The following is a 22,234-nucleotide window of genomic DNA, read 5'->3' on the forward strand; positions in this document are numbered from 1 at the left end:
TCGAAAAGGCCTTCACGATTCCCTGCCGACGAATACGGAAGCGGCGACCTCGGCCGCTTCCCTGCGCAGCAGGGGCACCTGGTCCACCGGTCCGGCGGAGCCCGTGCCGCCGCGGGCCGACAGGGAGTACAACCGGGCCCCGGACCCGGCCCCACGGGCGCGGAACTCCGTCCGGACGCAGCGCGGAGCCGGGTCCGCGGCGTCGTCGTCCACGGCCCGGGACGTCCACCGCTCGCCGTCGTCCGGCAGCCAGGCGCACCCCGGGCCGGTCGCCACCACCACGGAGTCCACGCGGCAGTAGTCGCCGTCGTCCAGGTAGAGCACGACGCCGGACTCGTCCACCGAGCCGAGCTGCTCGACCCGGTTCCTGACCCGCCGCACGGTCGCCGTTCCGTTCGCCCGGATGATCGACTCGCCGAGGGTGTGCGCGAGGTAGGTCCGGTACCGGTGCCAGGTGGGAAGCAGGTCGGTGCGCGACGGACACTCGCCCCGCCGGCACAGCCAACGGGCGAAGTGCTCGGTGTCGCCCTCGAAGCAACTCATGCTCTCGACAGGCGTTTCGAGCCGGCGCTCACCCGGCCCCCGGCGGGGCCGGTCCGCTCCGGTGCCGAAGCCCGGATCGACGAGGACCAGTTCGACCGGCCCGCCCCGCGGACGGCCCGACGCCGCCTCGCACAGGTGCACCGCCGCGAGCGAACCGGCCACACCGAGTCCCACGACGGCGACGACGCTCCGCTGACTCCGCGCGTCCTCCATCGGCTCCCACCCCTCACTGTCCTCGGCCCAGTCGGCTGGGCACTCGTTGCACACGGGTCCCGGTACGGGCACGAGCCCGCCCTGCCGCCGTCAGAGTGCGGGCTCGGGGACCTTGACGGAATCGAGAACCACCACGGTGTGCCCGACCTTCTCGCCGCGCTCGACCAGGGCCAGGGCGTCCACCGCCGAAATCTCGTGCGGCACCAGTTCGCTCTCGATCCGCAGTGCCCGGGCACCGGCAGCCTCCGGCGACAGGCCTTCGAACGCCTCCCGAAGGACGCTCACCGGGTAGAAGTGGAAGGGGCCGAGGCCTTCCCGCTCCCACCGGGCGAATCCACCCACCACCTCCTCCGGCTCGGACTGGACCTTCCACGTGTAGGTCAGCACACTGCCGTCGTAGCCGGCGGCCCCGGAGAGAGCCAGGATCTCCCCCACCGGAATGCGTGCGCCGATCGAGGACAGCACGCGCCCGCCGACCCGCAGGACCGGGTGCGCCTGCTGCAGGGCCAGGTAGTGCAGCGTGACGAGGTTCTTCTCGGCGAAACCGGGGATCTCCTCGCTGCGCTCCCGGATGAAGGTCGAGCTCGTCTGGCCGTCGGCGAGATCGTCGCTCTCGGCCATCGGGATGTTGGGAAGGTTCTCGTAGATCACATCGACCTCCGACAACCTGCCGACCAGCGGGGAGAGCAGATCGCCGACTCCTCCGACCAGTTCGACGTCCTCCGCCAGGAGGTTGGCCCGGATGTTCCTCCGGGCGTGTTCGAGGACGTCGTCGTGGATGTCGGTGAAGCCGACGGTGCGCGCCTTCAGGATCTCCACGGCCGCCAGGGCGTCCAAGCCGGCGCCCGTGCCGATCGTGCAGAACCGCGGAGCGAGGAAGCCCCTCCCGGAGAGCGCCTTGAACGCGGGCACGGCGACGCTCGCCACCCAGTCGGCGCGCGGATCGTCCGACTTCGGAAGGTACGAGTGCTCCGACAGTTCGAGCCTGACGGACGGCCTGATCCGCTCCGTCCCCCCGATCCGGAAGAACTCGCCCACCGGCACCACGACTTCGGCCTTGCTGACCTTCGTGCCCATCTTTCCCTCTCCTCGATATGGCAACGGTGCTCCTCCCGCGGGGGCTTCCGGCCGCCTCGGCCCGTCCGGCGGGCAGCCACGTCGCTCGGGCCGGACCGTGCCCGTCGTCTGTCGCCCGTCATCCGTCGCCCGGAACCGCGTTCCCGCGACGGGGGCGGTTCCGCTTCCGTCGACGCCCGCAGGGGTGTGGCGGGAGGCGCTGCCGCCGCTTCGCGGGAAGCAGCGGGACGAACGAGCCGTACCGCGATGCCCGGGAACCCCCAGGCCCCGACGCCACCGCCACGGCGTGGCCACCGGCCCTCCGTTCGCGGCCGCACGTCACGCCGCAGGAGCACGGAAGCAGTCTGTCCGAACCCCGGCTCCTGAGGTCCTGATAGACACCAGGGTCGGAACCAGGTGCTGTCGGGCGCTGTCCGGCCCGGACACGCCCTAACTCCCGCCCAGGGCGACGAGGAACTCAGGGGAGCCCTGCACCTGCGACCGGCCCTGGGCCATGATGATGTTGTCGGTGATCAGCAGGTCGCCGGGGCGCCACGAGAGGTCGATCCTCACCGCGTCGTAGGCGTGGTCGATGGCCGCCACGTCCTCCTCCGAGAGCGGCGATCCGTCGCCGAAGAAGGTGTCCATCGGGAGGTACTTCCCGAAGGCCCTTGCCATGTAGGCGCGTTCGGTCGGATCCAGGCTGCCGGCGTTGAGGAAGGAGAGCTGGTTGAACCAGCATTCCTCCCCGGTGACCGGGTGCTCGACGAAGCCGGGCAGGCGCCGCACCGTGTACAGCGCGCTGTTGGGCAGCCACTCGGATTCGATCCCCTCCGCCTCGAAGAGTTCCTCCAGGGCCGCACGGTCCGCCACGGAGAAGGCCTCCGACCAGGCGATGCCGAATCCGCCGTGGAAGGCCCGGTTCATGGTCCAACCACCCGCCCGTACACGCTCGACGAGGTGTGCGGGCAGCTGCCCCGGGATCCGGCGGGCATCGCTGAGGTAGGCCTTCCCGTCGCCGTCCGGCGGGGTGATGCACGCGGTGAGCACCACCGAGGGGAACGTCCTGCTGAAGGAGTTCTCCTGGACCGGGCAGATGTGCCGGTCCTGCGGCCAGCTGATCGGCGAGATGACGCCGTCCCCGAAGTCGCTCCGGCGGTTGAACACCTCGGTGGGGGTGAAACTGCCGATGCCCAGGGCGTCCCGCGCCGCGGCCAGACTGCCCGGTCCGTCCATCGGCAGCCCGTGGACGAGGACCGCGCCGTCCACCAGCAGTCGGTCGCGGATGGTCGCCGTCATGTCCCGCAGCCACGAGAGCGGTGAGTCCGCCGGGGCCTCGAAGGACGGAACGGGTGCTTCTTCCTCCGGCCCGGGGGCGATCTCGCTCACTTGTCTCCTCCTACTGGTCCTACCGACTACTGGTCCTACCGACTACCGGTCCTACCGGCTCACGTCGACGGATGGGCGGTTCCCCGCTGCGCGGCGCTCGTTGCGCGGCGCCCGCGGTGCCGGGCCCCCGCCGGGCCGTCGGTGCCGGGACGCCGCGTGCCTCCGGGCTCCGCCGGGGCGCCGGCGGTCCGTCGTCGCCCCGGGCCGCGGGTTCAAGGGGCGCTGACCGCCGCCGGACCGGGCGAGGGTTCGGCGGCCGCGCCGAGCGAGCGTTCGGCGGCGCGGGCCACGGGCGGGGTGGCGACGGCCGCGAGGCCGACGATGGCGGCGATGGCCAGCCAGCCCGCCGTGTGCCAGTTCATGGCGAGGTAGGTGTAGGCCGCCGGCGCCCACACGGTGCCGATGGTCTGGCCGACCTGGGTGACGCCCTGGTACTCGCCGCGCCGGGCCGGGTCGGACAGGAGCGACGTGAATCCCCAGCCGGCCGCCGCCTGGAAGAGCTCGGCACCGGTCAGGACGATGTGCGCCACCCAGACGAGGGCCATGGTCAGCCACGCCGCACTGCTGCCGTCGGTGAACACGACGACCACGCAGGAGGCCGCGAAGCAGCCGGCGCTGCGGTACGTCGCCCGGACGGCGCCCGCCAGTGTGTGGGTCCCGCGGGCGGTCATGGTCTGCATGGTCACCGCCATGAGGGTGTTGGTCGCGAACAGCCCCGCCAGCAGCACGTGGGGCGCGTTGGTCTCCTCGACCAGCCAGAGCGGGATCACCACGGAGAGGATCACCTGGTTCGTCGACAGGACACCGCCCAGGACGGACACGGCGAAGAACGGCCGGTTCCGCAGCGCGCTCCCCAGCTTGCGCGGCTCGCGCCCTCGCGGCCGGGCGGGTTCCCGGACGGGTGCGGTCCCGCCGGGCAGTCGGAAGATCATCGCCGCGTTGAGGAGCATCACCACGCCGACGAAGACGGGGAGCAGCCGGACGACGGTGTCGCTCCCGGTGGCGAGCGCCAGGCCTCCCAGGCCCGCGCCGACGGTGAACCCGGCGTTCAGCGCGCTCCGGTTGTAGGCGAGCGCCGCGATCCGGTCCTCTCCGGTGTAGAGGTTGAGCGCGTACGCGCCGTACCCGGCGGAGCCGGCGGCGTTGATCAGTCCGAGGGCTATGACAACCGCCAGGAAGGCGGCGAACCCGCGAGCCGCCGGGTAGGCGAGGTAGCAGACCGCCTCCGCGAGGGACGCCGCCGCCCACACGACCTTCGGGCCGGCCCGGTCGGCGGCCCGGCCCAGCGGCACGGCGAAGACGACGGCGACGAGCCCGGCGATGGTCAGGCCCAGGCCGACGGTGGCGGCGGAGAGGCCGACGACCTCGGTGAAGAAGACCGCGTTCGTGGTGAAGAAGCTGCCGGTGCCGATTCCGTAGACCAGCGCCTGGGCGCTGACCCGGCCCGCCGTCGGCGACGGCGGGCCCATCCGGCGGAGCAGGCGTGCCAGCGGTTTCCGTGGGGCGGGCGGCGGGACAGCTGATGTGGCTCGGGGCATGTGCGCACGCTAGCCGGGCCGGTCGGTGCCCGTGTCCTGACATAGGACAGGTCCCCGGAGCGGCGGACAGCCGGCTCCGTCGGCCCGGTGCCGCCCGGAACCGCCCCGGCACGCACAGGTGGTGGGGTGGCAGCGCCGGCGCCGGCCACCCCACCGTCCTCGCCCTCGGGGCACCGGGCGATCGAACCCGGCCTCCGCTCCGGGGCGCACTCCGCGGTCCCGGCGCCGCCGTGGCCACCCGGCCGAGGAGGCCGCGCGGACGGCGGAAATGCCGAGGGTCGGATTTCACCGGAGCCCTGCCGGGTGTCAGTACAGTTCGCCGGGCCGGTCGGTAATCTACTGGCTCGACGACGGACGATCGGTCGTCCTGCCGAATGACGATTTCACGACCGAGGGACAGGGAATGGCAAATATCGTGCCTCTCACGCTGGTCGAGCGATTCCTGCGGGGATTGGAGATATCCCCGGACCGCCCCGCCGTGAGGATCGGATCGGACGTCGCCACCTATCGGCAGCTGCACGACACGGCCATGCGCTGGGCGGGGTCGCTCGTGGCGAACGGTTCCCCTCGTGCCGTCGGAGTCCTGGCGGGCAAGAGCATCACGTCCTACGCGGCCCTGCTGTCGGTCCTGTACGCGGGCGCCACGGTCGTCCCGCTGCAGCCGGCCTTCCCCACCGAGCTCACCCGCCGGATGATCGAGGCGGCCGGGCTGGACACACTGATCGTCGACGAACGCGGCCTGGCGGTCCTGCCGGAGGTCACCGGCCGGGAGAGGCCCGTCCGGATCCTCGACACCGACGGTTCCGCGTACGGGTTCCCGACGATCCCGGTGGCCTCCCACCCGGAATTCACCGAGCCGGTCCGGGTGTCCCATTCGGACCGGGCGTACATTCTCTTCACCTCGGGCTCGACCGGCACCCCGAAGGGCGTTCCCGTTCTGCACGGCGGTTTCGCGCACTATTTCGACCAGCTCGCCCGGCGGTGCGACTTCGGACCGGACGACGTACTCGGCCAGACCTACGACCTCAATTTCGACCCCGGGATCCACGACGTGTTCGCCGCGTGGGGCGCGGGTGCGACGATCCAGGTGATCCCGCCGTCGGCGTACCGGGACCTCCCCGCGTTCCTCGCCGAGCACGGAGTCACCATCTGGCACTCCACGCCGAGCGGCATCTGGATGGCGCGGGAGATGGGCGGGCTGGAGAAGGGCGCGCTCGGCGGCCTGAAGTGGTCGATCTTCGGCGGGGAGGCCTTGCGCTGCCAGGACGTCGAGGACTGGCTGGCGGCCGCACCGGGATCGAAGCTGGAGAACCGCTACGGACCGACCGAGCTCTCGATCGGCATCTCCTACCACCGCTGGTCCGGCGAGGAGTCGGCGAGGCGCGGCGTCAACGGGACCGTGCCGATCGGGAGGGTGCACAAGGGCCACGACTTCCGGCTGGTGACCGAGCAGGGGGAGGATTCGTCCGTGGAGGGCGAACTCTGGGTCACCGGACCGCAGATGACGGACGGCTACCTCGATCCGGCCGACGACGAAGGCCGGTTCGTCGAGTTCGACGGCCGGCGCTGGTACCGCACGGGCGACCGGGTGCGCGCGAATCCGGACGGCGAACTCGCCTACATCGGCCGCATGGACTCGCAGGTGAAGGTTCACGGGTGGCGCGTCGAGCTGGCTGAGGTCGATCACCTGGTCCGCGAGTGCGACGGGGTGCGCGACGCCGTCACCGTCGCGAGGCCCGCGGCGCACGGTACGGAGCTGGTCGTGTTCTACACCGGCGCCGAAGTCCCGGAGTCGACGTTGGCCGATGCCATGCGCGCCGTACTGCAGTCCAGCACCCTGCCGCGCCGGTACGTCCACCTGGACGAGCTCCCGCTGAACCCGAACCGGAAGGTGGACCGGCTGGCGCTGCGGCGGCGGGCCGAGGAGCTGCCCGACTGACCCGGGCACCGGCCCGAGGGGGCGCCGGGAGGTCGGCGCCCCGTCGCCCCCTCGCCCTGCCACCCCGTCGTCCCCTCGCCTTGTCGCCCCCTCGCCCTGCCGCTCAGGAGGAACCGAACGATGGCCACGTACAGGCACACGGCCGAGGAAGCGGCGAGGTTCAACAAGCACGGCGTCGACCTGACCGTCTACGGCCGACAGGACCCGTCCGCGACGGTCGTCCACGTGCACGTCGAGCGGGGCCACTTCCAGGAGTTCTACAACGTACGAAGCTCCTACATCTACTACGTCGTCGGCGGACACGGGGTGTTCCACCTGGACGGCGAGCCGGTCGAGGTCGGCGCCACCGACCTGGTCACCGTCCCGCCGAACACCCGCATCCACTACTTCGGGGCGATGGACATGGTCCTGACCGTCGCCCCGGCGTTCGACGAACGGGACGAGCGGCACGTCAGGTTCATCGACGAGGACGAGAGCCCCTGGCCCTGATCCCGCGGCGGCGCAGACCGCGGCGACCCCCGGTTCGAGATCCGCTCCCTCGAACCTCAATTCGACATCCAGGCAACCTTCGTGACTGTTCATCACATCTAATCAGTGCAGTAGTGATCGAACGGTCGGACGAATTGGCGGAGGTACGGTGCGGAATGCTCGCGGTGTGACCGGATTGCTGGCGGTGGGGGTCGCGTCAGCGCTTGTCCTGAGCACGGGATGTTCCACCCCCGGGAGCAGACCCACCGCCACCGGCACCGCCACCGCCACCACGCCCGCGAGCCCCACGCCCTCGGCCCCCGCCGAGACCCCGGCCCCGGCCCCCACGCCCACGCCCGCGCCGGCCTGGGACGGCCAGGTCAAGCTGCTCGGCGACGGCTCCACCTCCGACACCGGCCCGCAGCCCAAGCAGCCCAAGCCCGAGCGGCTGAAGCCCGGGGAGAAGCCGCCGCAGTTCGTGGTCTTCTCCTGGGACGGCGCCCTGGAGGGCGACGACCGCCTCTTCTCCAGGTTCCGGAAGCTGGGCGTGGAGAGCAACGCCCAGATGACGTTCTTCCTCTCCGGCCTCTACCTCCTTCCCAAGTCCAAACGCACGCTCTACCGCCCCCCGAAGCACGACGCGGGTTCGGCATCGATCGACTTCGCCACCAACGCCCACATCAAGGACACCCTGGAGCAGCTCCGCCTGGCCTGGCTGGACGGCAACGAGATCGGCACCCACTTCAACGGGCACTTCTGCGGCCCGAAGCCCGGCGGGGGCGGCGACTGGTCCAACGAGGAGTGGGCGTCCGAGCTCGACCAGGCGATGTCCTTCGTCACCAACTGGCGTACCAACACCGGCTACAAGGACGTCCCGCCGCTCCCCTTCGACTACACCAAGGAACTGGTGGGCGGCCGCGCCCCCTGCCTGGAGGGCCAGAAGAACCTGCTGCCCGTCGAGAAGGCCAAGGGCTTCCGCTACGACGCCAGTTCGCCCGGCGAGTTCCAGGTGTGGCCGGTGAAGAAGGAAGGCGTCTGGAACTTCCCGCTGCAGTTGCTGCCGAACCCCGGCACGTCCTCCCAGAGCCTCTCGATGGACTTCAACTACCTGGCCGGCCAGTCCGGCACCACCACGAACGGCGACCCGAAGAAGTTCGACGCCTGGGAGAAGGCGACCCGGGAGAGCTACCTGGCCGGCTTCGAGCGGGTCTACAACGGCAGCCGGGCCCCGCTGTTCATCGGCAACCACTTCGAGGACTGGAACGGCGGCATCTACATGCAGGCGATCGAGGACGTGATGAAGAGCGTCTGCAAGCGCGAGGAGGTCCGCTGCGCCTCGTTCCGCCAGGTCGCCGACTGGCTGGACGCCCAGGACCCGAAGGTGCTGGACCAGCTGCGCCAGTTGGACCCGGCACAGCCGGCGGACTGGTCGCGGCTGGTGAAGTGACGACCGCCGGGCGGCTGCGGGACCGGCCGCAGCCGCCCGACCCTCCTACTGCCCGCCCGCCGCCTTCATGTACGTGCCCCAGATCCGGCCGGGCAGCGTCGAGTCCAGGGCGTCCGGACCGGCCCCGCCCAGTCCTTCGAGGGACAGCAGCTTCATGTCCCGCAGGTCGGCCCGGAAGACCGTGACCGCCGTGGCGAGCTGTCCGCTGTAGCCGACCGCCCACCCCGCCGTGCGGTCCGGGGTGGTGCCGGGTTTCGCTGCCGGATCGGGCCCCGCTTCAGCCGCCCAGCCGGCGCTGCCGCCGCGGACCGCGCCCTTGAGGGCCGCGTCGACCTCGGCGGCGACGGCCGGTGGCAGCGCTTGGACGGCGGTGGGCAGGCGCAGCGCGAGCGGCTCGCCGTTGCGGGTGATGCGGAGAACGGAGTACGGGTCGGTGCGGCTGCCGCCGGCGGCGAAGGCGGTGTAGGCGTCGGCGGTGCGGATGGCGCTGGGGGTGGAGTTGCCGACGGCGAAGCCGGGGCTGAGTTCGCCCATGGCGCCGGGGAGGAGGCCGAGGGCGGCGGCGGTCTTCTGCACCCGTTCGAGGCCGATGTCCAGGCCGAGTTGCATGATCGGCCCGTTGACGGACTGCTCGACGGCTCCGCGCAGGGTGATCTGGCCCCAGTCCCGCTTGCCGTCGTTGGCGGTCTTGGCGATCTTGCCGTCGCGTCCCCAGTACGGGCCTTCCGGGGTCATCACGTTGACCCCGTTGTCCCCGTTGTAGGTGGTGCCGGGGGTGACCGGGGTACGGGTGGCACCCCGCGCGCGTTGCACGCCTTGGTCGAGTCCGGCGGCGTAGACCAGCGGGGTGAAGGCCGAACCGAGCGGCACTGTGGAGGTGTTGGCGTTGTTGAAGCCCTGTTTGAGGTAGTCGGGGCCGCCGTAGAGGGCGACGATCCGCCCGTCGGAGGCGACGGAAGCGGCTCCGACCTTGAGGAGCTTGTCGGTCTCTCGGGCGCCGGGGTCGATGCCCTTCGTGGCCTCCTGGACGGCGACGCCGAGGGCGGTGACCCTGGGCTTCTCGAAGGTGGTGTGGATCTGGTGGCCGCCGAGGTCGAACTCGGCGGGGGTGATGTCGGTGTGGCTCTCCAAGTAGGACTTGGCCATGTCGACCAGGTAGCCGACCTGACCGCTGAGACCGGCTGACTTCGGCTGCGGCTTGGGCTCGGGGAAGACGGTGTACCGGGCACGGTCGGCGCGGGAGAGCTTTCCGGTGTCGACCATCCGGTCCAGGATCCAGGCCCACCGTTCCTCGGCCCGTTCGTGGTTGGCCGTGCTCAGTGCCGGGTCGTACCGCCCGGCGCCCTTGAGCAGGGCGGCGAGGAAGGCGCCCTCGCTGACGTCGAGTTGGGAGACGTCCTTGCCGTAGTAGGCCGCGGCGGCGCGCTGGATGCCGTAGCCGCCGCGGCCGAACCAGCTGCTGTTGAGGTAGCCCGCGAGGATGTCGTCCTTGCTCATCCGGTCGTCGAGCTTCACGGCTATCACGGCCTCGCTGAGCTTGCGGGAGAAGTCCTGGCGCTGGTTGAGGTAGATGTTCTTGACGTACTGCTGGGTGATGGTGGAGCCGCCCTGGGTCTCGCCGCCGGAGACCAGCTGCCAGAGTGCGCGGCCGATGCCCTTGGCGGAGATCCCGGGGTCCGAGTAGAAGGTCTCGTTCTCGGCGGCGAGCACGGCCCACCGCACCGGTTCGGGGACGCCGTCGAGCGGCACCTCCTGCCGGTTGGTCTCGCCGACGCGGGCCATCTCGGTGCCGTCCGCCCAGTAGTAGACGTTGTTCTGCTGGGTGGCGAAGGCGTTGAGGTCCTCGGGCACCTGCGTGACGGTGTAGAACCAGGCCAGCCACCCGGTCGGGCCGAGGACGCCCAGCGACGCCGCCAGGAGCAGTTGCCGCCAGGAGGGCAGCCAGCGCCGGACTCCGCGCCGCCCCCTGCGCGGATAGTCGACCCACCGCAGAGGCCGCCACCGTCGACGCCCGGGCTTCTCTTCCTCGACCCCGCCAGCTCGCTGTGCACGCACAGTCCGTTCTCCGCTTCGTTCGTGGGTACAGAACCCCTTCGAACGGATAGATGCGGTGAGGGCCGGACCACGACAGCAGCCAATCGGCGTGATCATGGTCACACCGACACACCCCTGACGGCCACCAGGGCCTTGGAACAACAAATGTGACGTTCCGTCAGGCCTCCTCTGCCGTGCCGCCGGACCCCGGACAGCCCATCCTGATCGACCGCACGGGCTCCAGCTTCTTCGCCCTCCAGGCCAAGCGCAGGGAGCCGCGGTTGCGGTTGTCGGAGCCGACGAGCCAGGCCTTGTCGCCCTCGAACTTGCCGACCGTGGTCATGCCGTCGTCCTCGGTCTGCGCGTCCTTCGCGACCCGTGCTTCGAAGTCGGCCAGGTTCTCCACGCCCTTGATCGCGAACCGCCGCGGTGGGACGCGTGGGTGTGCTGGCCAAGGACGCCCTGCCGGCCGGGATTCGGTTCGACGAAGTACGAGAGGGTGACGCGCAGCTCGACCGGCGTCACGCCGAGGTCGAGGAGCTGCTCGCGAGGCCAGGGCAGGTGGTGGAGCTTGAGCTCGCCCAGGTGGACGCCGCTCTTCTCCTTACGGAAAGGGACGAGCGATCCCTGGGTCATCATCGTGACGGCGTTGGCCGCGCTGGACAGGACCCGTTCCGCCGTCGGCACGCCCCAGCCGTAGCGGCGCAGCGGTACGCGGCGTGGGCCATGGCGGCCAGACGTGCGGGCTGGGCGGTGGCTGCGCTGGTGGCGTTGGCGGTGGTGAGCGGCCGGTCGAGGCCGTTGTGAGTGGTGGTGAGGCTGACGACGTCACGCTGGTCGGTGAGGGTGCCGTCGGCGTCGACGAGGAGGTTTCCGCCTTCGAGGACGATGTCCGGCTTGATGGGGGTGCTCGCCGGCAGGGCTACGGAGGTGCGGCTGAAGGGCGAAAGCTCTCCGGCCGCGGCCAGAATCCGGTCTCCGTCGAAGTCGGCGTCCTGGGGCGGCTTGGCAAGGTCGGTGTAGGCGCCGACGGTCAGGACGTTCAGGCCTGGGCGGGGTCTTCTGTCCGGGAGATGTCGCGGAGCGTGAGGTGGTGCGGGCTTCGGGCGTCCCGGCGGAGTTGGGTTCGCTTCAGCTGCCGGTAGTGTTCCCGTTCCTCCTCGCTCGCCCCGCCGGCCACGAGTTCGACGTCCAGGTCCCAGGTCTTACTTCCGGAATGGGTGAGCTTGCCGCCGTTGCCCCGCGCTTGGACCGCATGGACGGTCATCGGCCCGTCGACGGGCAGTTCCGTGCTGAAGATCGGAAACCTGCTGGCCAGGCGGTCGACAGCCCGCCGGCAGCGGTGGGAGGAGCCGTTGTCCACGACCCAGAAGACGCGTTTCGCGCTGGCGTAGGGCTCCTCTGTCATGACCTGCTCGACCAGAGCCATGAAGGGCACGATGCCGGTCTTCGGCTCGCAGCGGCCGAAGACCTTGGCCTGGTGGACGTCGTAGGCGGCCAGGTAAGCCAGCGCGCCGCCGCGGCCGTACTCGTGGTTGACGCGCATCGCCCGGGCCCGGCCCCGGAGCCAGGGTCGGATGACAGCGGCAGCGGGCCTGGACGAAGGTCTTCTCGTCGCTGGAGACGACGTACTCGTCCTCGCCCAGCGGGACACCCTCGAACGTGCGGGCGTACAGGTCCAGGACACTCTGAGCCTTGACGCGGAAGCCCGGGTCGCGGATGAAGATCCAGGACCGGTACTGCCAGGGCTTGAGCGCGTCCTCGCGCAACCAGCGGCGCACCGTGGACGCGGAGACGGAATCGGTGATCCCGCGCGCGGTCAGTTCGGCGGCCAGCTCCGGGCAGGACCAGCGCGACAGCGGCACGCCGGTCTCGGCGGGTAACTGGCAGGCCAGCGCTTTTGCCTCGGCGACCTGCACGGAAGTGAAACGGGCCGGGCACCCGGAGCGCCTGCGGTCGGCCAGGGCCGGCAGCCCGCCGTCGGCGAACCGGCCCCGCCAAGTGCGAACGGTGTCCAGGTGCAGGCCGGTCTCGCGGGCGATGCGCGCGTTGGAGCGCCCCGTGCCGCGTGCGGGACGACCTGCGCACGGACCCGCAGCCGGTACTCGGTCCTGTGACCGTAGGCCATCTTCTTCAGCCGCTCGCGCTCGGCGGCGGTCGGCAGGACGGGGCGGGCGCAGGGTAGGCGCGTGGCAGGAGGAACGGCCGATCTCGCGAAGTGGATCACTGACGGTTGCGCGGCCTGCCGCGCTGCGGTGGGCTCGCCGGCTCGCCCTACGATGCCCTGGACCGCGCCCGCCGGCCTGCACCGCGCCGGACCGGGCCTGCGGACCGAGTCGCGTGCGTGGTGCAGGCCGGCGGGCGCTCAGGCGTCCCTGGCCGACTGCTTTCCCTGCGGTTCACCCTGCTCGGCCAGCAGCGTGTCGAGGACGTTCAGGGCGCGCCAGGTACGGGTCATCCCGAACGTCGCGGTGGCGCGGACGGCGGCGCGGACCTCGTCGGGCGTCGCCCCCGTACCCAGCGCGCGGCCGACGTGGGCGCGGAAGCTCTCCTGGAGGGTCTGGTAGAGGACGTCCACCGTCATCGTGGCGAACGCCCGCTCGCGGACGCTGATCCGGGACATGCCGGCGCGCATTCGCGACTGCAGGTCCATGTAGTCGGCGAGGCCCGGGTCGAGGGCACGCACCTCAGCGCGCATCGTCGCGGGCAAGGGGCTGCCCGCGCCCTCCGAGTTCACCTGGTGGCCCTGGCCGGTCGGCCCGGGCAGGCCGTGCTTGCGCTCGACCTCAGCCAGCCGCACCAAGGCGGCCAGTGCCGCCGGGTAGCCACTGTCGTAGGAGATGAAACGGAGCAGCTCGCGTAGGTCATCCGCGTCGAGGCCGCTGTCCAGAGCGGCCCGCACGTGCAGTTCGAACGGCATCCCGAGGACCTGTTCGCAGACGTCGGCGACGAGGCTGAGCAGAGCGAGCTCACGTGGCGTGAGCCGCGTTCCCGACTCGGTGAGTTGGAAGCTTGCGGCAGCCATCTCCGCGAACACCGGGTCCAGCTCCTTGACCGCGGTCTGGGTCGGCAGCGTCATGGTGACTCTCCTTATGTGAACGCCTGTAGGGCTACGAATGTAGCCCTACAGGCAGTCCATTACAATGGCGAATCATGGATGCGACTACCCCGGCCCGAACGACCGCCCGCCCGGCGCCGCGCGGCCGCAACCCGCGTGGCCAGGGCGAGCGGCTGCGCGCCGAGATCGTCGACGCGGCGCTGCGTCTGCTGGACGAACTCGCCGACGACCAGGCACTGTCGCTGCGCGCGGTCGCCCGCGAGGTGGGCATCGCCGCGACCTCCGTCTACATCCACTTCGCCGACCGCGACGCTCTGGTGCTGGCCGCCCTGGAGCACTGCCATGCGGGCCTGTTGCGCGCGGTGGACGACGCGGAGTCGGGCGCCGCCGACCCGGTGGCCGCGTTGCGCGCCCGAACGGCGCTGCTCGGCGCGTGGTCCCGCGAGCATCAGGGGCTGTACAAGGTGCTGCACGAGAGCACGCTCAACCGGCGCACGGACATGTCCTTCAAGGAGGAGATGGCCAAGCGCACGACCGCGGCGATCCGCCGCTGCATGGACGCCGGGCTGGCGACACGCGGCGACGCGGAGACCGTCTCCCTGGATCTGCGCACGGCCGTCCACGGCGCGGTCTCGCTGCGCGTCAACCAGCCCGAGCTGCCCTGGCCCCCACTGGAGGAACAGGTGGACCGGTTCCTGGTGAAACTGGTTGGCATCTCGCCCGCGAAGGGGTGACGGCGGTGTGGCGTGCGGCAGAGCGGCTTGGTGCCGCGCCACGGTAGCCGGCCCTCTTGGCCGGCGCCCCGGACTGCACCTGTGACCTCTACCTCGCCGGACCGAACCTGCGATCCGCACCTGGCGCACGGCCTGACCTCACGTCAACCCCCGAAGGACTTCCGGAGTCGACCACTCAGGCCGCACGCTCGGGGCGCATGCCAGGGGCGTGTACGAGCACGGACGCACTTTGCTACCGCGCGCGTGCTGCCGGTCACGGTTCGGAGCCGGCCCCGGGTGGGCATGCGCGGGCGGGGCGGTCGCCGTGCTGACCGGTGGCGTCGAGGGCGTCCGCAGGGCGGGCACGTCCGTGATGGCGGCCTGCTCGGCGAAACGCGCCATCAGCCGGCGCAGGACCCGCTCGTCCCGGTCTCGCACCGCCTCGTCGCTGGCCGCGGCCAGCGACGCCTGGGTATGGGGGTCGGGGATGCGCGCCGCGCGGCCTGGCCCTTCCACCGCTCGCCTCCCTTTCACTCGTGGTCCGGCCGCCGGACGCGGCGCCCTCCGTCCTGGTGCGGCTGCGGCGACCGCGTGCGGGGCGCAGACTACCTCCCCGACCGACACCGGAAAATCTGTGCCCGCCGGAGTAGACATTGCCGTGCACCGTGGTTAGTGTTTCTCTCGTAGACAGCAGTCGAGCGGTACTCGCCAGACATGAACTGGCGGGCAGAAGTACGGAAGTTCGCAGGTGGGCACGGTTGCAGGGTTCTGGAGCCAGGGTTGGTGCAGTAAGGCGACAGGGCCGGTGGCCGGGCCGGGCGGCCCGCAGGCATCAGGGGCCGCCGACCAGCGGTACCGCGGTTCAGCAGGAGCAGTACCCGCAGGTAGAGCTGAGTTCAGCGGTACCGGCAGTCGCAGTACGCGGTATCCCGGTGAAGGCGCCCAGGCTGCGGGCGCGCGTACCGGGAGTCCGGCAGCGGGGTTCCAAGCCGAGCAGGTTGAGCAGGACGGGCGACGGGGCTGGCTGCCGGAGTCGGCGGGACCGCCAGGGACCGCCACAGCAGTAACCGCAGTACCCGTACGAGCAGTACCGAGCAGGTCGCATTACCAGGCAGTTGGACGTACCCGCAGTTCGCAGTAACCGGCCAGTACAGAGGATGAATGGAGGGACAGCGCGCCATCAGGATCGCCCGGCCCGTGAGGAATCAGCCCGGGCGGACTCCGTAGACCCCAAGGCAAGGACGGTGGTTTCCGGTCACGCATACGCGATCCCCGCACGCCCCCTCCCCCGGGGCTGTGCGGACATAAGGAACCCGGCCCCAGAGCCGGTAGATGGTGTAAAACCCTTCGGGGCCCCGGGAGCCGCTATGGCCCCGGGGCCCCTCAGCGCGTCCCCGGACACAACAACAAGAAGAGGTGCAGTGACCACGGCAACCATTCGACCGCACACCCCCGACTCCCTCGACGACGACGACTACCCCGCCTACACCATGGGCCGCGCCGCCGAGATGACCGGCACCACCCCCGGCTTCCTACGCGCCCTCGGCGACCAGGGCCTCATCACACCCCTGCGCTCGGAGGGCGGACACCGCCGCTTCTCCCGCTACCAACTACGGATCGCCATGCGCGCCCGCGACCTCGTCGACCAGGGCACCCCCATCGACGCCGCCTGCCGCATCATCATCCTCGAAGACCAACTCGAAGAAGCCCTGCGCATCAACGAACAGCTCCGCCGCGACGCCGGTCAGGAACCCGCAGCCGACACCTGACCCACCCCCCAGGCCGACGGGGCCGGCCCGCGGTGAGCGACACGTGCTCACCGCGGGCCGCCCCGGACACGAGCACCCCAGCCCTCCGACCGCCGGCGCCGTCCGGTACGACGGCTCATCGCCCCGTTGGACTGCACTCCCGGGGGTGTCCAGAACCGTTCTACCCGGGTCATGACGCGTGCCCCGCCCCGTGGGCCGGACCGGACTCCCCCTGACCGGACCGGGCCCACGCCCCCACCACCTCGACTGCCGGACTTCGCGTTGTTCAGGGAGCGCACGAAGCCTCACACGGTGGCGCCCACGGCACAGGTCCGACGTCTTGAGGCCGAGCGGCCTCAGCCCTTGCAGCAGGTCGTCCGGGCGTTGTGCGCTCTCGGCAAGGCGGGGGCGTGGCGGGTGCTGCCGCTGGAGCGACGGCGGGGTGGGTGACCGCCGTCCACTGCGCACCGTCAGACTCCGGCCGGGAACGGGCGGAAGGGAGCGCGGTGCGTGAGCGGGTGGGCGGTTTCAGAGGGCGAGCAGGCCGATGGCGTGGCCGTCGTGGTCGACGACCGGCCACACGGCCAGGCCCCGGGCGCGCATGGCGGCTGTCGCGGTGGCGGCGGGCATGTCGGGGGTGGCGAACGGGGCCCGGTCGAGGACGATGTCGCGTACCGGGGTCCGTGCGGTGGTCCGGGAGCGGGCCTGGAACGGGGCGAGGTGCCGCCGGGTCAGGAGGCCCGCGCAGCGGCCGTCGTCGTCGCGGACCAGGAGGTGGTCGGCGCCGGAGCCGTGGAGGATGTGGATCGCCACGTCGAGCATGACGTCGTCGCTGATCTGGAGCTCGGGGTGGGTCATGAGGTCGCGGACCGTGGCAGCGGCGGCGGGGCGTTCGAGGGTGAGGGTCATGGGCGGACTCCTTCGGGGTCGCTTCCGCCGGGGCCGGCGGTGGTGGGGGCGCTGACGACAGCGGGACGACCGGCGGGGTCCGCCGGGGGCGGGCCCGGACCGCGGCGGCGGTCCGGGCCCGCGTCTGCTTGCTAGGCGGCGAGGGCGACGCGTCGGGGTGCCCGGCGGCGGCCGGAGGAACCCTGGCCGGCACGGCCCACGGCAGCCGTGCCGGTGGCTCCGCCGACGGCAGGGGCGGGGCGGCTGCGGCGGTTGCGGCTCGTGGACGGGCTGCGGCGCGGGCGCTCGACGACGGGGGCCGCGATCACGGTGGGGATGCCGGTGGGCACGCGGGCGCCGGTGATGCGGGCCAGCTCCTCGTCGCCGGCGCTGACCCGGGTGGTGACGGGGGTGATGGCGGCGGTGGTCATCATCCGGGCCATCTCGCGGCGCTGGTTGGGCAGGACGAGGGTGACGACGCTGCCGGACTCGCCCGCCCGGGCGGTGCGCCCGCCGCGGTGCAGATAGTCCTTGTGGTCGTTCGGCGGGTCGAGGTTGACGACCAGGTCGAGCCCGTCGACGTGGATGCCCCGGGCGGCGACGTTGGTCGCGATCAGCGCCGTGACCTGGCCGGTGCGGAACTGCTCCAGGGTGCGGGTGCGCTGCGGCTGGGACTTGCCGCCGTGCAGGGCGGCGGCCTTCACGCCGTTGGCGAGCAGGTCCTCCACGAGGCGGTCGGCGCCGTGCTTGGTGTCGATGAACATGATCACCCCGCCGTCGCGCGAGGCGATGTGCGCGATCGTGGCGTTCTTGTCGTGGTTCTGCACGTGGAGCACGTGGTGCTCCATCGTGCTGACCGCCCCGGCGGACGGGTCCACCGAGTGGGTGACCGGGTCCTTGAGGAAACGGCGGACCAGGCGGTCGACGTTGCGGTCCAGGGTCGCGGAGAACAGCATCGTCTGGCAGCCCTCGGCGACCTGGTCGAGCAGTTCGGTGACCTGCGGCAGGAAGCCCATGTCGGCCATCTGGTCGGCCTCGTCGAGCACCGTGATGCCGACCCCGTCCAGCTGGCAGTCGCCACGCTGGATCAGGTCCTTGAGCCGGCCGGGGGTGGCGACCACGACCTCCGCCCCGTGGTTCAGGGCGTGGGCCTGGCGTCCGATCGACATCCCGCCGACCACGGTCGCCATGCGCAGGCGCACCGCGTGGGCGTAGGGGGTGAGGGCGTCGGTGACCTGCTGGGCGAGTTCGCGGGTGGGGACCAGGACCAGGGCCAGCGGGCGGCGGGGTTCGGCGCGCTGTCCGGCTGTGCGGGCCAGCACGGCCAGACCGAACGCGATGGTCTTGCCGGAGCCGGTGCGGCCTCGTCCGAGAACGTCGCGGCCGGCGAGCGAGTTCGGCAGCGTGGCGGCCTGGATCGGGAACGGCGTGGTGACGCCCTGGCGGGTCAGCACCGACAGCAGCGCCTTCGGCATGTCCAGTTCCTCGAAGTTCTCGACGGCCGGCAGTGCCGGAGTGGTGCTCACCGGCATCGCGAACTCCCCCTGAACAGACACGCCCTGACGGCTGGTCCGTCCGGACGAGTGCCGGCCGCCGCCGGAGGGCCGGTCGCCGTAGAAGGAGCTGCCGCCGGAGCGGGAGTAGGCCGAGGAGCGGGAGTTGGCGTTCTGGTGCGGGGAGCGACTGGAGCGGTTCATGGGAAACCTTCCTGGGGCGGCACGTCGCGAGGCGGCTCCGCAGCGCGGGGCGCCGGCAGGAGGCCGCAGGGATCGGGCCGAAAGTATGGAGTGCGGGGCGTGGACGGTGAAACCGTGCGGCACGTCACCTCAGGTCAGCGCTCACCGCGGGGCGGGAGCGAAGAACCTCGAACCGTGGGTGTCACGGCAGGGCGCCGATCCGGACGCGGCGCTGTGCGTCTCGCGTGGGGATGGCCGCCGGTGGCGGAGCCAGGGGGCCTGAACGGCCGGGGAGCGCGCGTGGCGCAATGCCGAGGGGCCCGCACCGGGCATCATGTACGCGGTGCGGGCCCCTCGCGACCAGGCGGGTGCCGTGGCAGAAACTACAGCGGACGAATGTTCTCGGCCTGCGGGCCCTTCTGGCCCTGCGTGACGTCGAACTCGACCTTCTGGCCCTCGAGCAGCTCACGGAAGCCGTTGGCGTTGATGTTCGAGTAGTGGGCGAACACGTCAGGACCGCCACCCTCCTGCTCGATGAAGCCGAAGCCCTTTTCCGCGTTGAACCACTTCACAGTGCCATTAGCCATAAAGAAATCTCCTTCAAGGGGCTGTCCGGAGCACGCACAGCGCGCGCTTCGAGTCGCCGCGATGAGCACCCACCCGGGGAAGAGCCGGGAAACAAAAAGGCGCCTGCGAAACATCAGCAGGCGCACACAAAGTTCATGGGAACCACTACTGCAACTAAGAGCGACTCTAGCAGGCCCAGGCCCGCCACGGGCGGATATTCCGCCCCGGCTCTGCGGGCCACCTTCCCAGGGGCAGCCGAACCCAAGACAACAGAACAACCAACACGCCTACACGGTATCCAGGTTGAGCATGCACACCGCCCCTTGGGGACCGCCCACTGGCCCTCCCCGGGAGGGCCAGTCGCGCAGGAGCCGGGCGCACGCCCCTGCTGAGACAGACCCGCGAAAGCGACGCACCAAGGCCGCCGATGAATCCCGGACCACGTGAACGGCGCCGGCGAAGCTCCTGCCGCAGCTCCGAAATATTGAGTGTGCCAGAAAGACCCCTTCCTGCGATTTTCGGCGCATACTGCAGGGAATGACGAAATCTGCAGCAGTCCGCCGCGTCCTGCCCACCAGCCCGTTCAAGGCCCGGATCGAAGCACCGCGCAAGCACTTCGCCGTCGGCGACCGCGTCACCCACGACACGTACGGCCTCGGCCGGGCCGTCGGCGTCGAAGGCGACAGTGACATCGCGGTACTCGTCGACTTCGGATCGCGACGCGAACGCATCACCCAGCCCTACACCGCGATGTTCAAACTCTGACCCAGGACGCACGCGGTTCTCAGCCGAGAACACCGCAGCGCGCACGGTGCGTCCCTGAACCGTCGCGTCGGTGCTCCTCCCTCCAGGGGAGGCACACCCCGACCAGGCCAAACGGGCACCCACCGATCCGGTCCGGGAGCCGTACCGGCAATGGCCGGAACGACACATGACGATCCGCCATTGACGGTCGGCAGCGGGCTGGGTAAGCGATTGACTCCGCGCGTGGATGACAATCATCTGTTTGAGTCCGTCTGTGCGGTGCTTTCCCGCCGAGGGTTCGAGCCGGCACCGCCCCAGGCCGCCGGGCTCTCCGCCCGGCAGCGTCCGGGGACCGGCCTGGTGCTGGCATGGACTCCGGGCCAGGATCTGATCGGACCGACCCTCCACTCCTGCCCGCATACCGCCGACGCCGCCGGGCGCACGGCCACCACCGACGACCTCTACGCCCTGCGCGACACACTGCCCCCGCTGCGCCACATCACCCGGTCACCCACCTCCCGACCCGCCAACGCGCAGCGACGCCGCGGTGGTGCGGCCCACCGACGAACTGGCCTCCGAGTGCGGTCAGCACCGATTCCAGGACGCGTTCGGCTTCCTGGTCGGTGTCGTAGCGGCCGAGTTCGCGAACCTGCTGGGCGAGGTGGTGCCACGTCATGGTGTGAGGCCTTCCGCGTGCGGGCCACTGGGGCCCGGAGCGGTCAGGGGTGCCCGCCGGCGGCGGGTCGGCCGAAGAGCATGTCGTAACCTGCGGGCAGCTGGAGCAGGACGCGCTGTATGAGGCCGTCTCCGGCGCAGTCGGCAACGGTGCTGAGGGCGGCGCCGATGTCCCACGGCGCGGTCTGCTCGGTGGCGCCTTCGATCCACGCGGCGGTGGCGCGGACGAACCGTTCGGGGCTCAGGGGTTCGGTAGCCTGCAGCGGGTTGAGCAGGATCAGCGCAAGGTGCTCGGGCAGGCGGGCCGCCGGCTCGGCGCGGATGCCGCCGGCCAGGTGGGCGCCGAGCAGCCCGAGGACGACGCGGGCGGCACGCTCCGCCTCCTGAGGTGTCTTGCATTCGCCGCGTTCCTCGACCGGCGGTCTCCGGACGCGGGCGGCGCTGGCGCTCGCCGCGACGAAGCCCTGGCAGCCCGATCGAGATCATCCTGTGGGCGCACGCCGCAGTGAGTGGTGCTCCCGGACGACGGCGCGCGGCGACACCGCCGCGCCATCGGGGTCAGGCGAACGTACGCTGGAGGGAGGAGCTGGCGGTCAAGTTGGAGCGTGTCCGGCACAAGGGACGGTGAGGCAGCGTCGTCGGCAACCGGCGGCCGGTGCGCACCCGCTCAGCGTCCGCACGAACGGCACCCGTTCGGCACCCGTTCGGCAGCCGTCATTGCCGTCGTTCTGCCCACCGATGGGCGTGTCCGCTTCCTCACCCACGGCCCGACCACTGGTTCGACGGCCACGACGGCACAGCAGCCACCCGCATACAGGGGCGACCCGCTGTACTCGCGGCGCGGCATCTCGCCGCCCATCAGACTCACTCCCCCACCAGCAACGGAACGAGGAACGCCATGTCGCACGACATCTGGGGCTACCCCGAGGCTTCGCAGTACACGCCCGGCACCGACCTGAACGGCTACAAGGTCGAGGCCACCGACGGGACCGTCGGCAAGGTCGACGACGCCACCGACGAGGTCGGATCCGCCTACATCGTGGTCAACTGCAAGCCGTGGCTCATCGGCAAGCACGTCATGCTGCCCGCCGGCACCGTCACCCGGGTCGACCACGACGACGAGACCATCTACGTCAACCGCACCAAGGACCAGATCAAGGACGCACCCGAGTACGACCCCGACACCCACAAGAACGACCCCGCCTACCGCACCACCCTCGGCAGCTACTACGGATCCCACGACCGCTGAACCCGGGCACCGGACGGAACCACTTGGCCGGGCGGCCGGTCCCCGGCCGCCCTCCCGGGCGTACCGGCGGGTCGGCGCGGCACGCTCACCGGACCAGCCGGTGCTCCCTCTACCGTGGGACATGCGACCAACGCACCACATGCCAGCCCCGGCGGCAAGGGCGAGCCATCGGTCATCGCACCCAAACTCGGACCGCTCGGCGCGAGTTGACCGCCTTGCCCTGGTCGAGCATCCGCGCGAGGAGCCGGTGACGAGTGCGGTTCAGCCGTCGAAGCGGTTCGGGTATCCG

Annotated in this window: 20 protein-coding genes and 1 pseudogene; 7 read left to right on the top strand and 14 right to left on the bottom strand. The window is 71.2% G+C overall.

Annotation, left to right across the window (positions count from 1 at the left end; translation table 11 throughout):
• Positions 1-12: 12 nt before the first annotated feature.
• From AC067J_RS34005 to AC067J_RS34020, 4 genes are all read right to left on the bottom strand, one after another.
• Positions 13-756, bottom strand: a complete 744-nt coding sequence (locus AC067J_RS34005) for an FAD/NAD(P)-binding protein (RefSeq protein ID WP_478305846.1) — start codon at positions 754-756, stop codon at positions 13-15.
• A gap of 90 nt (positions 757-846) precedes the next feature.
• Positions 847-1,833 carry a class I SAM-dependent methyltransferase gene (locus AC067J_RS34010; protein WP_478305848.1) on the bottom strand — a complete coding sequence of 329 codons (987 nt, stop codon included), beginning with the start codon at positions 1,831-1,833 and terminating at the stop codon, positions 847-849.
• Positions 1,834-2,262: 429 nt separating this feature from the next.
• Entirely contained in the window at positions 2,263-3,201 is a 939-nt protein-coding gene (locus AC067J_RS34015) for a TauD/TfdA family dioxygenase (RefSeq protein ID WP_478305849.1), read from the bottom strand.
• 212 nt (positions 3,202-3,413) lie between these two features.
• Positions 3,414-4,670 carry an MFS transporter gene (locus tag AC067J_RS34020; RefSeq protein WP_478305851.1) on the bottom strand — a complete coding sequence of 419 codons (1,257 nt, stop codon included), beginning with the start codon at positions 4,668-4,670 and terminating at the stop codon, positions 3,414-3,416.
• A 472-nt stretch (positions 4,671-5,142) separates the two neighbouring features.
• Between AC067J_RS34020 and AC067J_RS34025 the strand changes: the two genes are divergently transcribed.
• From AC067J_RS34025 to AC067J_RS34035, 3 genes are all read left to right on the top strand, one after another.
• Positions 5,143-6,678, top strand: coding sequence for an AMP-binding protein (locus AC067J_RS34025; protein ID WP_478305853.1), 1,536 nt, complete (start codon positions 5,143-5,145; stop codon positions 6,676-6,678).
• A 120-nt stretch (positions 6,679-6,798) separates the two neighbouring features.
• Positions 6,799-7,167: a cupin domain-containing protein gene (locus tag AC067J_RS34030; RefSeq protein WP_478305855.1), complete on the top strand. Its 369-nt coding sequence runs from the start codon at positions 6,799-6,801 to the stop codon at positions 7,165-7,167.
• A 166-nt stretch (positions 7,168-7,333) separates the two neighbouring features.
• Positions 7,334-8,593 (top strand): polysaccharide deacetylase family protein, encoded by a 1,260-nt coding sequence (locus tag AC067J_RS34035; RefSeq protein WP_478305857.1) that lies wholly within the window; start codon positions 7,334-7,336, stop codon positions 8,591-8,593.
• Between the two features lie 45 nt (positions 8,594-8,638).
• Here AC067J_RS34035 and AC067J_RS34040 read toward each other — a convergent pair whose 3' ends face one another.
• From AC067J_RS34040 to AC067J_RS34060, 5 genes are all read right to left on the bottom strand, one after another.
• Entirely contained in the window at positions 8,639-10,648 is a 2,010-nt protein-coding gene (locus AC067J_RS34040; protein WP_478305858.1) for a transglycosylase domain-containing protein, read from the bottom strand.
• Positions 10,649-10,805: 157 nt separating this feature from the next.
• On the bottom strand, positions 10,806-11,033 hold the full coding sequence (locus AC067J_RS34045; RefSeq protein WP_478305860.1) for a hypothetical protein: 228 nt from the start codon (positions 11,031-11,033) through the stop codon (positions 10,806-10,808).
• A 229-nt stretch (positions 11,034-11,262) separates the two neighbouring features.
• Positions 11,263-11,829 carry a S8 family serine peptidase gene (locus AC067J_RS34050; RefSeq protein ID WP_478305978.1) on the bottom strand — a complete coding sequence of 189 codons (567 nt, stop codon included), beginning with the start codon at positions 11,827-11,829 and terminating at the stop codon, positions 11,263-11,265.
• 3 nt (positions 11,830-11,832) lie between these two features.
• The gene (locus AC067J_RS34055; protein ID WP_478305862.1) at positions 11,833-12,936 is read right to left on the bottom strand and encodes a helix-turn-helix domain-containing protein; all 1,104 of its coding nucleotides are present in this window, start codon (positions 12,934-12,936) and stop codon (positions 11,833-11,835) included.
• A gap of 56 nt (positions 12,937-12,992) precedes the next feature.
• Entirely contained in the window at positions 12,993-13,706 is a 714-nt protein-coding gene (locus tag AC067J_RS34060; RefSeq protein WP_478305864.1) for a carboxymuconolactone decarboxylase family protein, read from the bottom strand.
• Between the two features lie 74 nt (positions 13,707-13,780).
• Between AC067J_RS34060 and AC067J_RS34065 the strand changes: the two genes are divergently transcribed.
• Together AC067J_RS34065 and AC067J_RS34070 are read left to right on the top strand one after the other, a co-directional pair.
• On the top strand, positions 13,781-14,419 hold the full coding sequence (locus AC067J_RS34065) for a TetR/AcrR family transcriptional regulator (protein WP_478305866.1): 639 nt from the start codon (positions 13,781-13,783) through the stop codon (positions 14,417-14,419).
• A 1,469-nt stretch (positions 14,420-15,888) separates the two neighbouring features.
• Positions 15,889-16,167, top strand: a complete 279-nt coding sequence (locus AC067J_RS34070) for a helix-turn-helix domain-containing protein (protein ID WP_387895092.1) — start codon at positions 15,889-15,891, stop codon at positions 16,165-16,167.
• A 507-nt stretch (positions 16,168-16,674) separates the two neighbouring features.
• Here the strand turns inward: AC067J_RS34070 and AC067J_RS34075 are convergent.
• From AC067J_RS34075 to AC067J_RS34085, 3 genes are all read right to left on the bottom strand, one after another.
• Positions 16,675-17,055, bottom strand: coding sequence for a CBS domain-containing protein (locus tag AC067J_RS34075; protein WP_478305868.1), 381 nt, complete (start codon positions 17,053-17,055; stop codon positions 16,675-16,677).
• A 131-nt stretch (positions 17,056-17,186) separates the two neighbouring features.
• The gene (locus tag AC067J_RS34080; RefSeq protein WP_478305870.1) at positions 17,187-18,731 is read right to left on the bottom strand and encodes a DEAD/DEAH box helicase; all 1,545 of its coding nucleotides are present in this window, start codon (positions 18,729-18,731) and stop codon (positions 17,187-17,189) included.
• A gap of 362 nt (positions 18,732-19,093) precedes the next feature.
• Positions 19,094-19,297 (bottom strand): cold-shock protein, encoded by a 204-nt coding sequence (locus AC067J_RS34085; protein WP_030918248.1) that lies wholly within the window; start codon positions 19,295-19,297, stop codon positions 19,094-19,096.
• A gap of 517 nt (positions 19,298-19,814) precedes the next feature.
• Here AC067J_RS34085 and AC067J_RS34090 point away from each other — a divergent pair.
• Positions 19,815-20,042: a hypothetical protein gene (locus AC067J_RS34090; RefSeq protein WP_030396173.1), complete on the top strand. Its 228-nt coding sequence runs from the start codon at positions 19,815-19,817 to the stop codon at positions 20,040-20,042.
• A 478-nt stretch (positions 20,043-20,520) separates the two neighbouring features.
• Here AC067J_RS34090 and AC067J_RS34095 read toward each other — a convergent pair whose 3' ends face one another.
• Entirely contained in the window at positions 20,521-20,697 is a 177-nt protein-coding gene (locus AC067J_RS34095; protein ID WP_478305873.1) for a hypothetical protein, read from the bottom strand.
• A gap of 43 nt (positions 20,698-20,740) precedes the next feature.
• Positions 20,741-21,112: pseudogene (locus AC067J_RS34100) on the bottom strand (DUF2267 domain-containing protein); the annotation flags it as partial.
• Between the two features lie 482 nt (positions 21,113-21,594).
• On the opposite strand from AC067J_RS34100, the gene AC067J_RS34105 reads away from it, so the two are divergent.
• Entirely contained in the window at positions 21,595-21,945 is a 351-nt protein-coding gene (locus tag AC067J_RS34105; protein WP_380431653.1) for a PRC-barrel domain containing protein, read from the top strand.
• The last annotated feature ends 289 nt before the right edge of the window (positions 21,946-22,234 follow it).

Source organism: Kitasatospora sp. NPDC042419 (assembly GCF_056437345.1).

What these genes read in the sequence shown, in the direction of transcription:
- AC067J_RS34010 (WP_478305848.1), bottom strand. Translation starts at nt 1,833, where the DNA reads ATGGGCACGAAGGTCAGCAAGGCCGAAGTCGTGGTGCCGGTGGGCGAG.
- AC067J_RS34080 (WP_478305870.1), bottom strand. Translation starts at nt 18,731, where the DNA reads ATGAACCGCTCCAGTCGCTCCCCGCACCAGAACGCCAACTCCCGCTCC.
- AC067J_RS34065 (WP_478305866.1), top strand. Translation starts at nt 13,781, where the DNA reads ATGGATGCGACTACCCCGGCCCGAACGACCGCCCGCCCGGCGCCGCGC.
- AC067J_RS34020 (WP_478305851.1), bottom strand. Translation starts at nt 4,670, where the DNA reads ATGGGCCCGCCGTCGCCGACGGCGGGCCGGGTCAGCGCCCAGGCGCTG.
- AC067J_RS34095 (WP_478305873.1), bottom strand. Translation starts at nt 20,697, where the DNA reads ATGACGTGGCACCACCTCGCCCAGCAGGTTCGCGAACTCGGCCGCTAC.
- AC067J_RS34025 (WP_478305853.1), top strand. Translation starts at nt 5,143, where the DNA reads ATGGCAAATATCGTGCCTCTCACGCTGGTCGAGCGATTCCTGCGGGGA.
- AC067J_RS34070 (WP_387895092.1), top strand. Translation starts at nt 15,889, where the DNA reads ATGGGCCGCGCCGCCGAGATGACCGGCACCACCCCCGGCTTCCTACGC.
- AC067J_RS34060 (WP_478305864.1), bottom strand. Translation starts at nt 13,706, where the DNA reads ATGACGCTGCCGACCCAGACCGCGGTCAAGGAGCTGGACCCGGTGTTC.
- AC067J_RS34005 (WP_478305846.1), bottom strand. Translation starts at nt 756, where the DNA reads ATGGAGGACGCGCGGAGTCAGCGGAGCGTCGTCGCCGTCGTGGGACTC.
- AC067J_RS34075 (WP_478305868.1), bottom strand. Translation starts at nt 17,055, where the DNA reads ATGACCCTCACCCTCGAACGCCCCGCCGCCGCTGCCACGGTCCGCGAC.
- AC067J_RS34090 (WP_030396173.1), top strand. Translation starts at nt 19,815, where the DNA reads ATGACGAAATCTGCAGCAGTCCGCCGCGTCCTGCCCACCAGCCCGTTC.
- AC067J_RS34030 (WP_478305855.1), top strand. Translation starts at nt 6,799, where the DNA reads ATGGCCACGTACAGGCACACGGCCGAGGAAGCGGCGAGGTTCAACAAG.
- AC067J_RS34105 (WP_380431653.1), top strand. Translation starts at nt 21,595, where the DNA reads ATGTCGCACGACATCTGGGGCTACCCCGAGGCTTCGCAGTACACGCCC.
- AC067J_RS34085 (WP_030918248.1), bottom strand. Translation starts at nt 19,297, where the DNA reads ATGGCTAATGGCACTGTGAAGTGGTTCAACGCGGAAAAGGGCTTCGGC.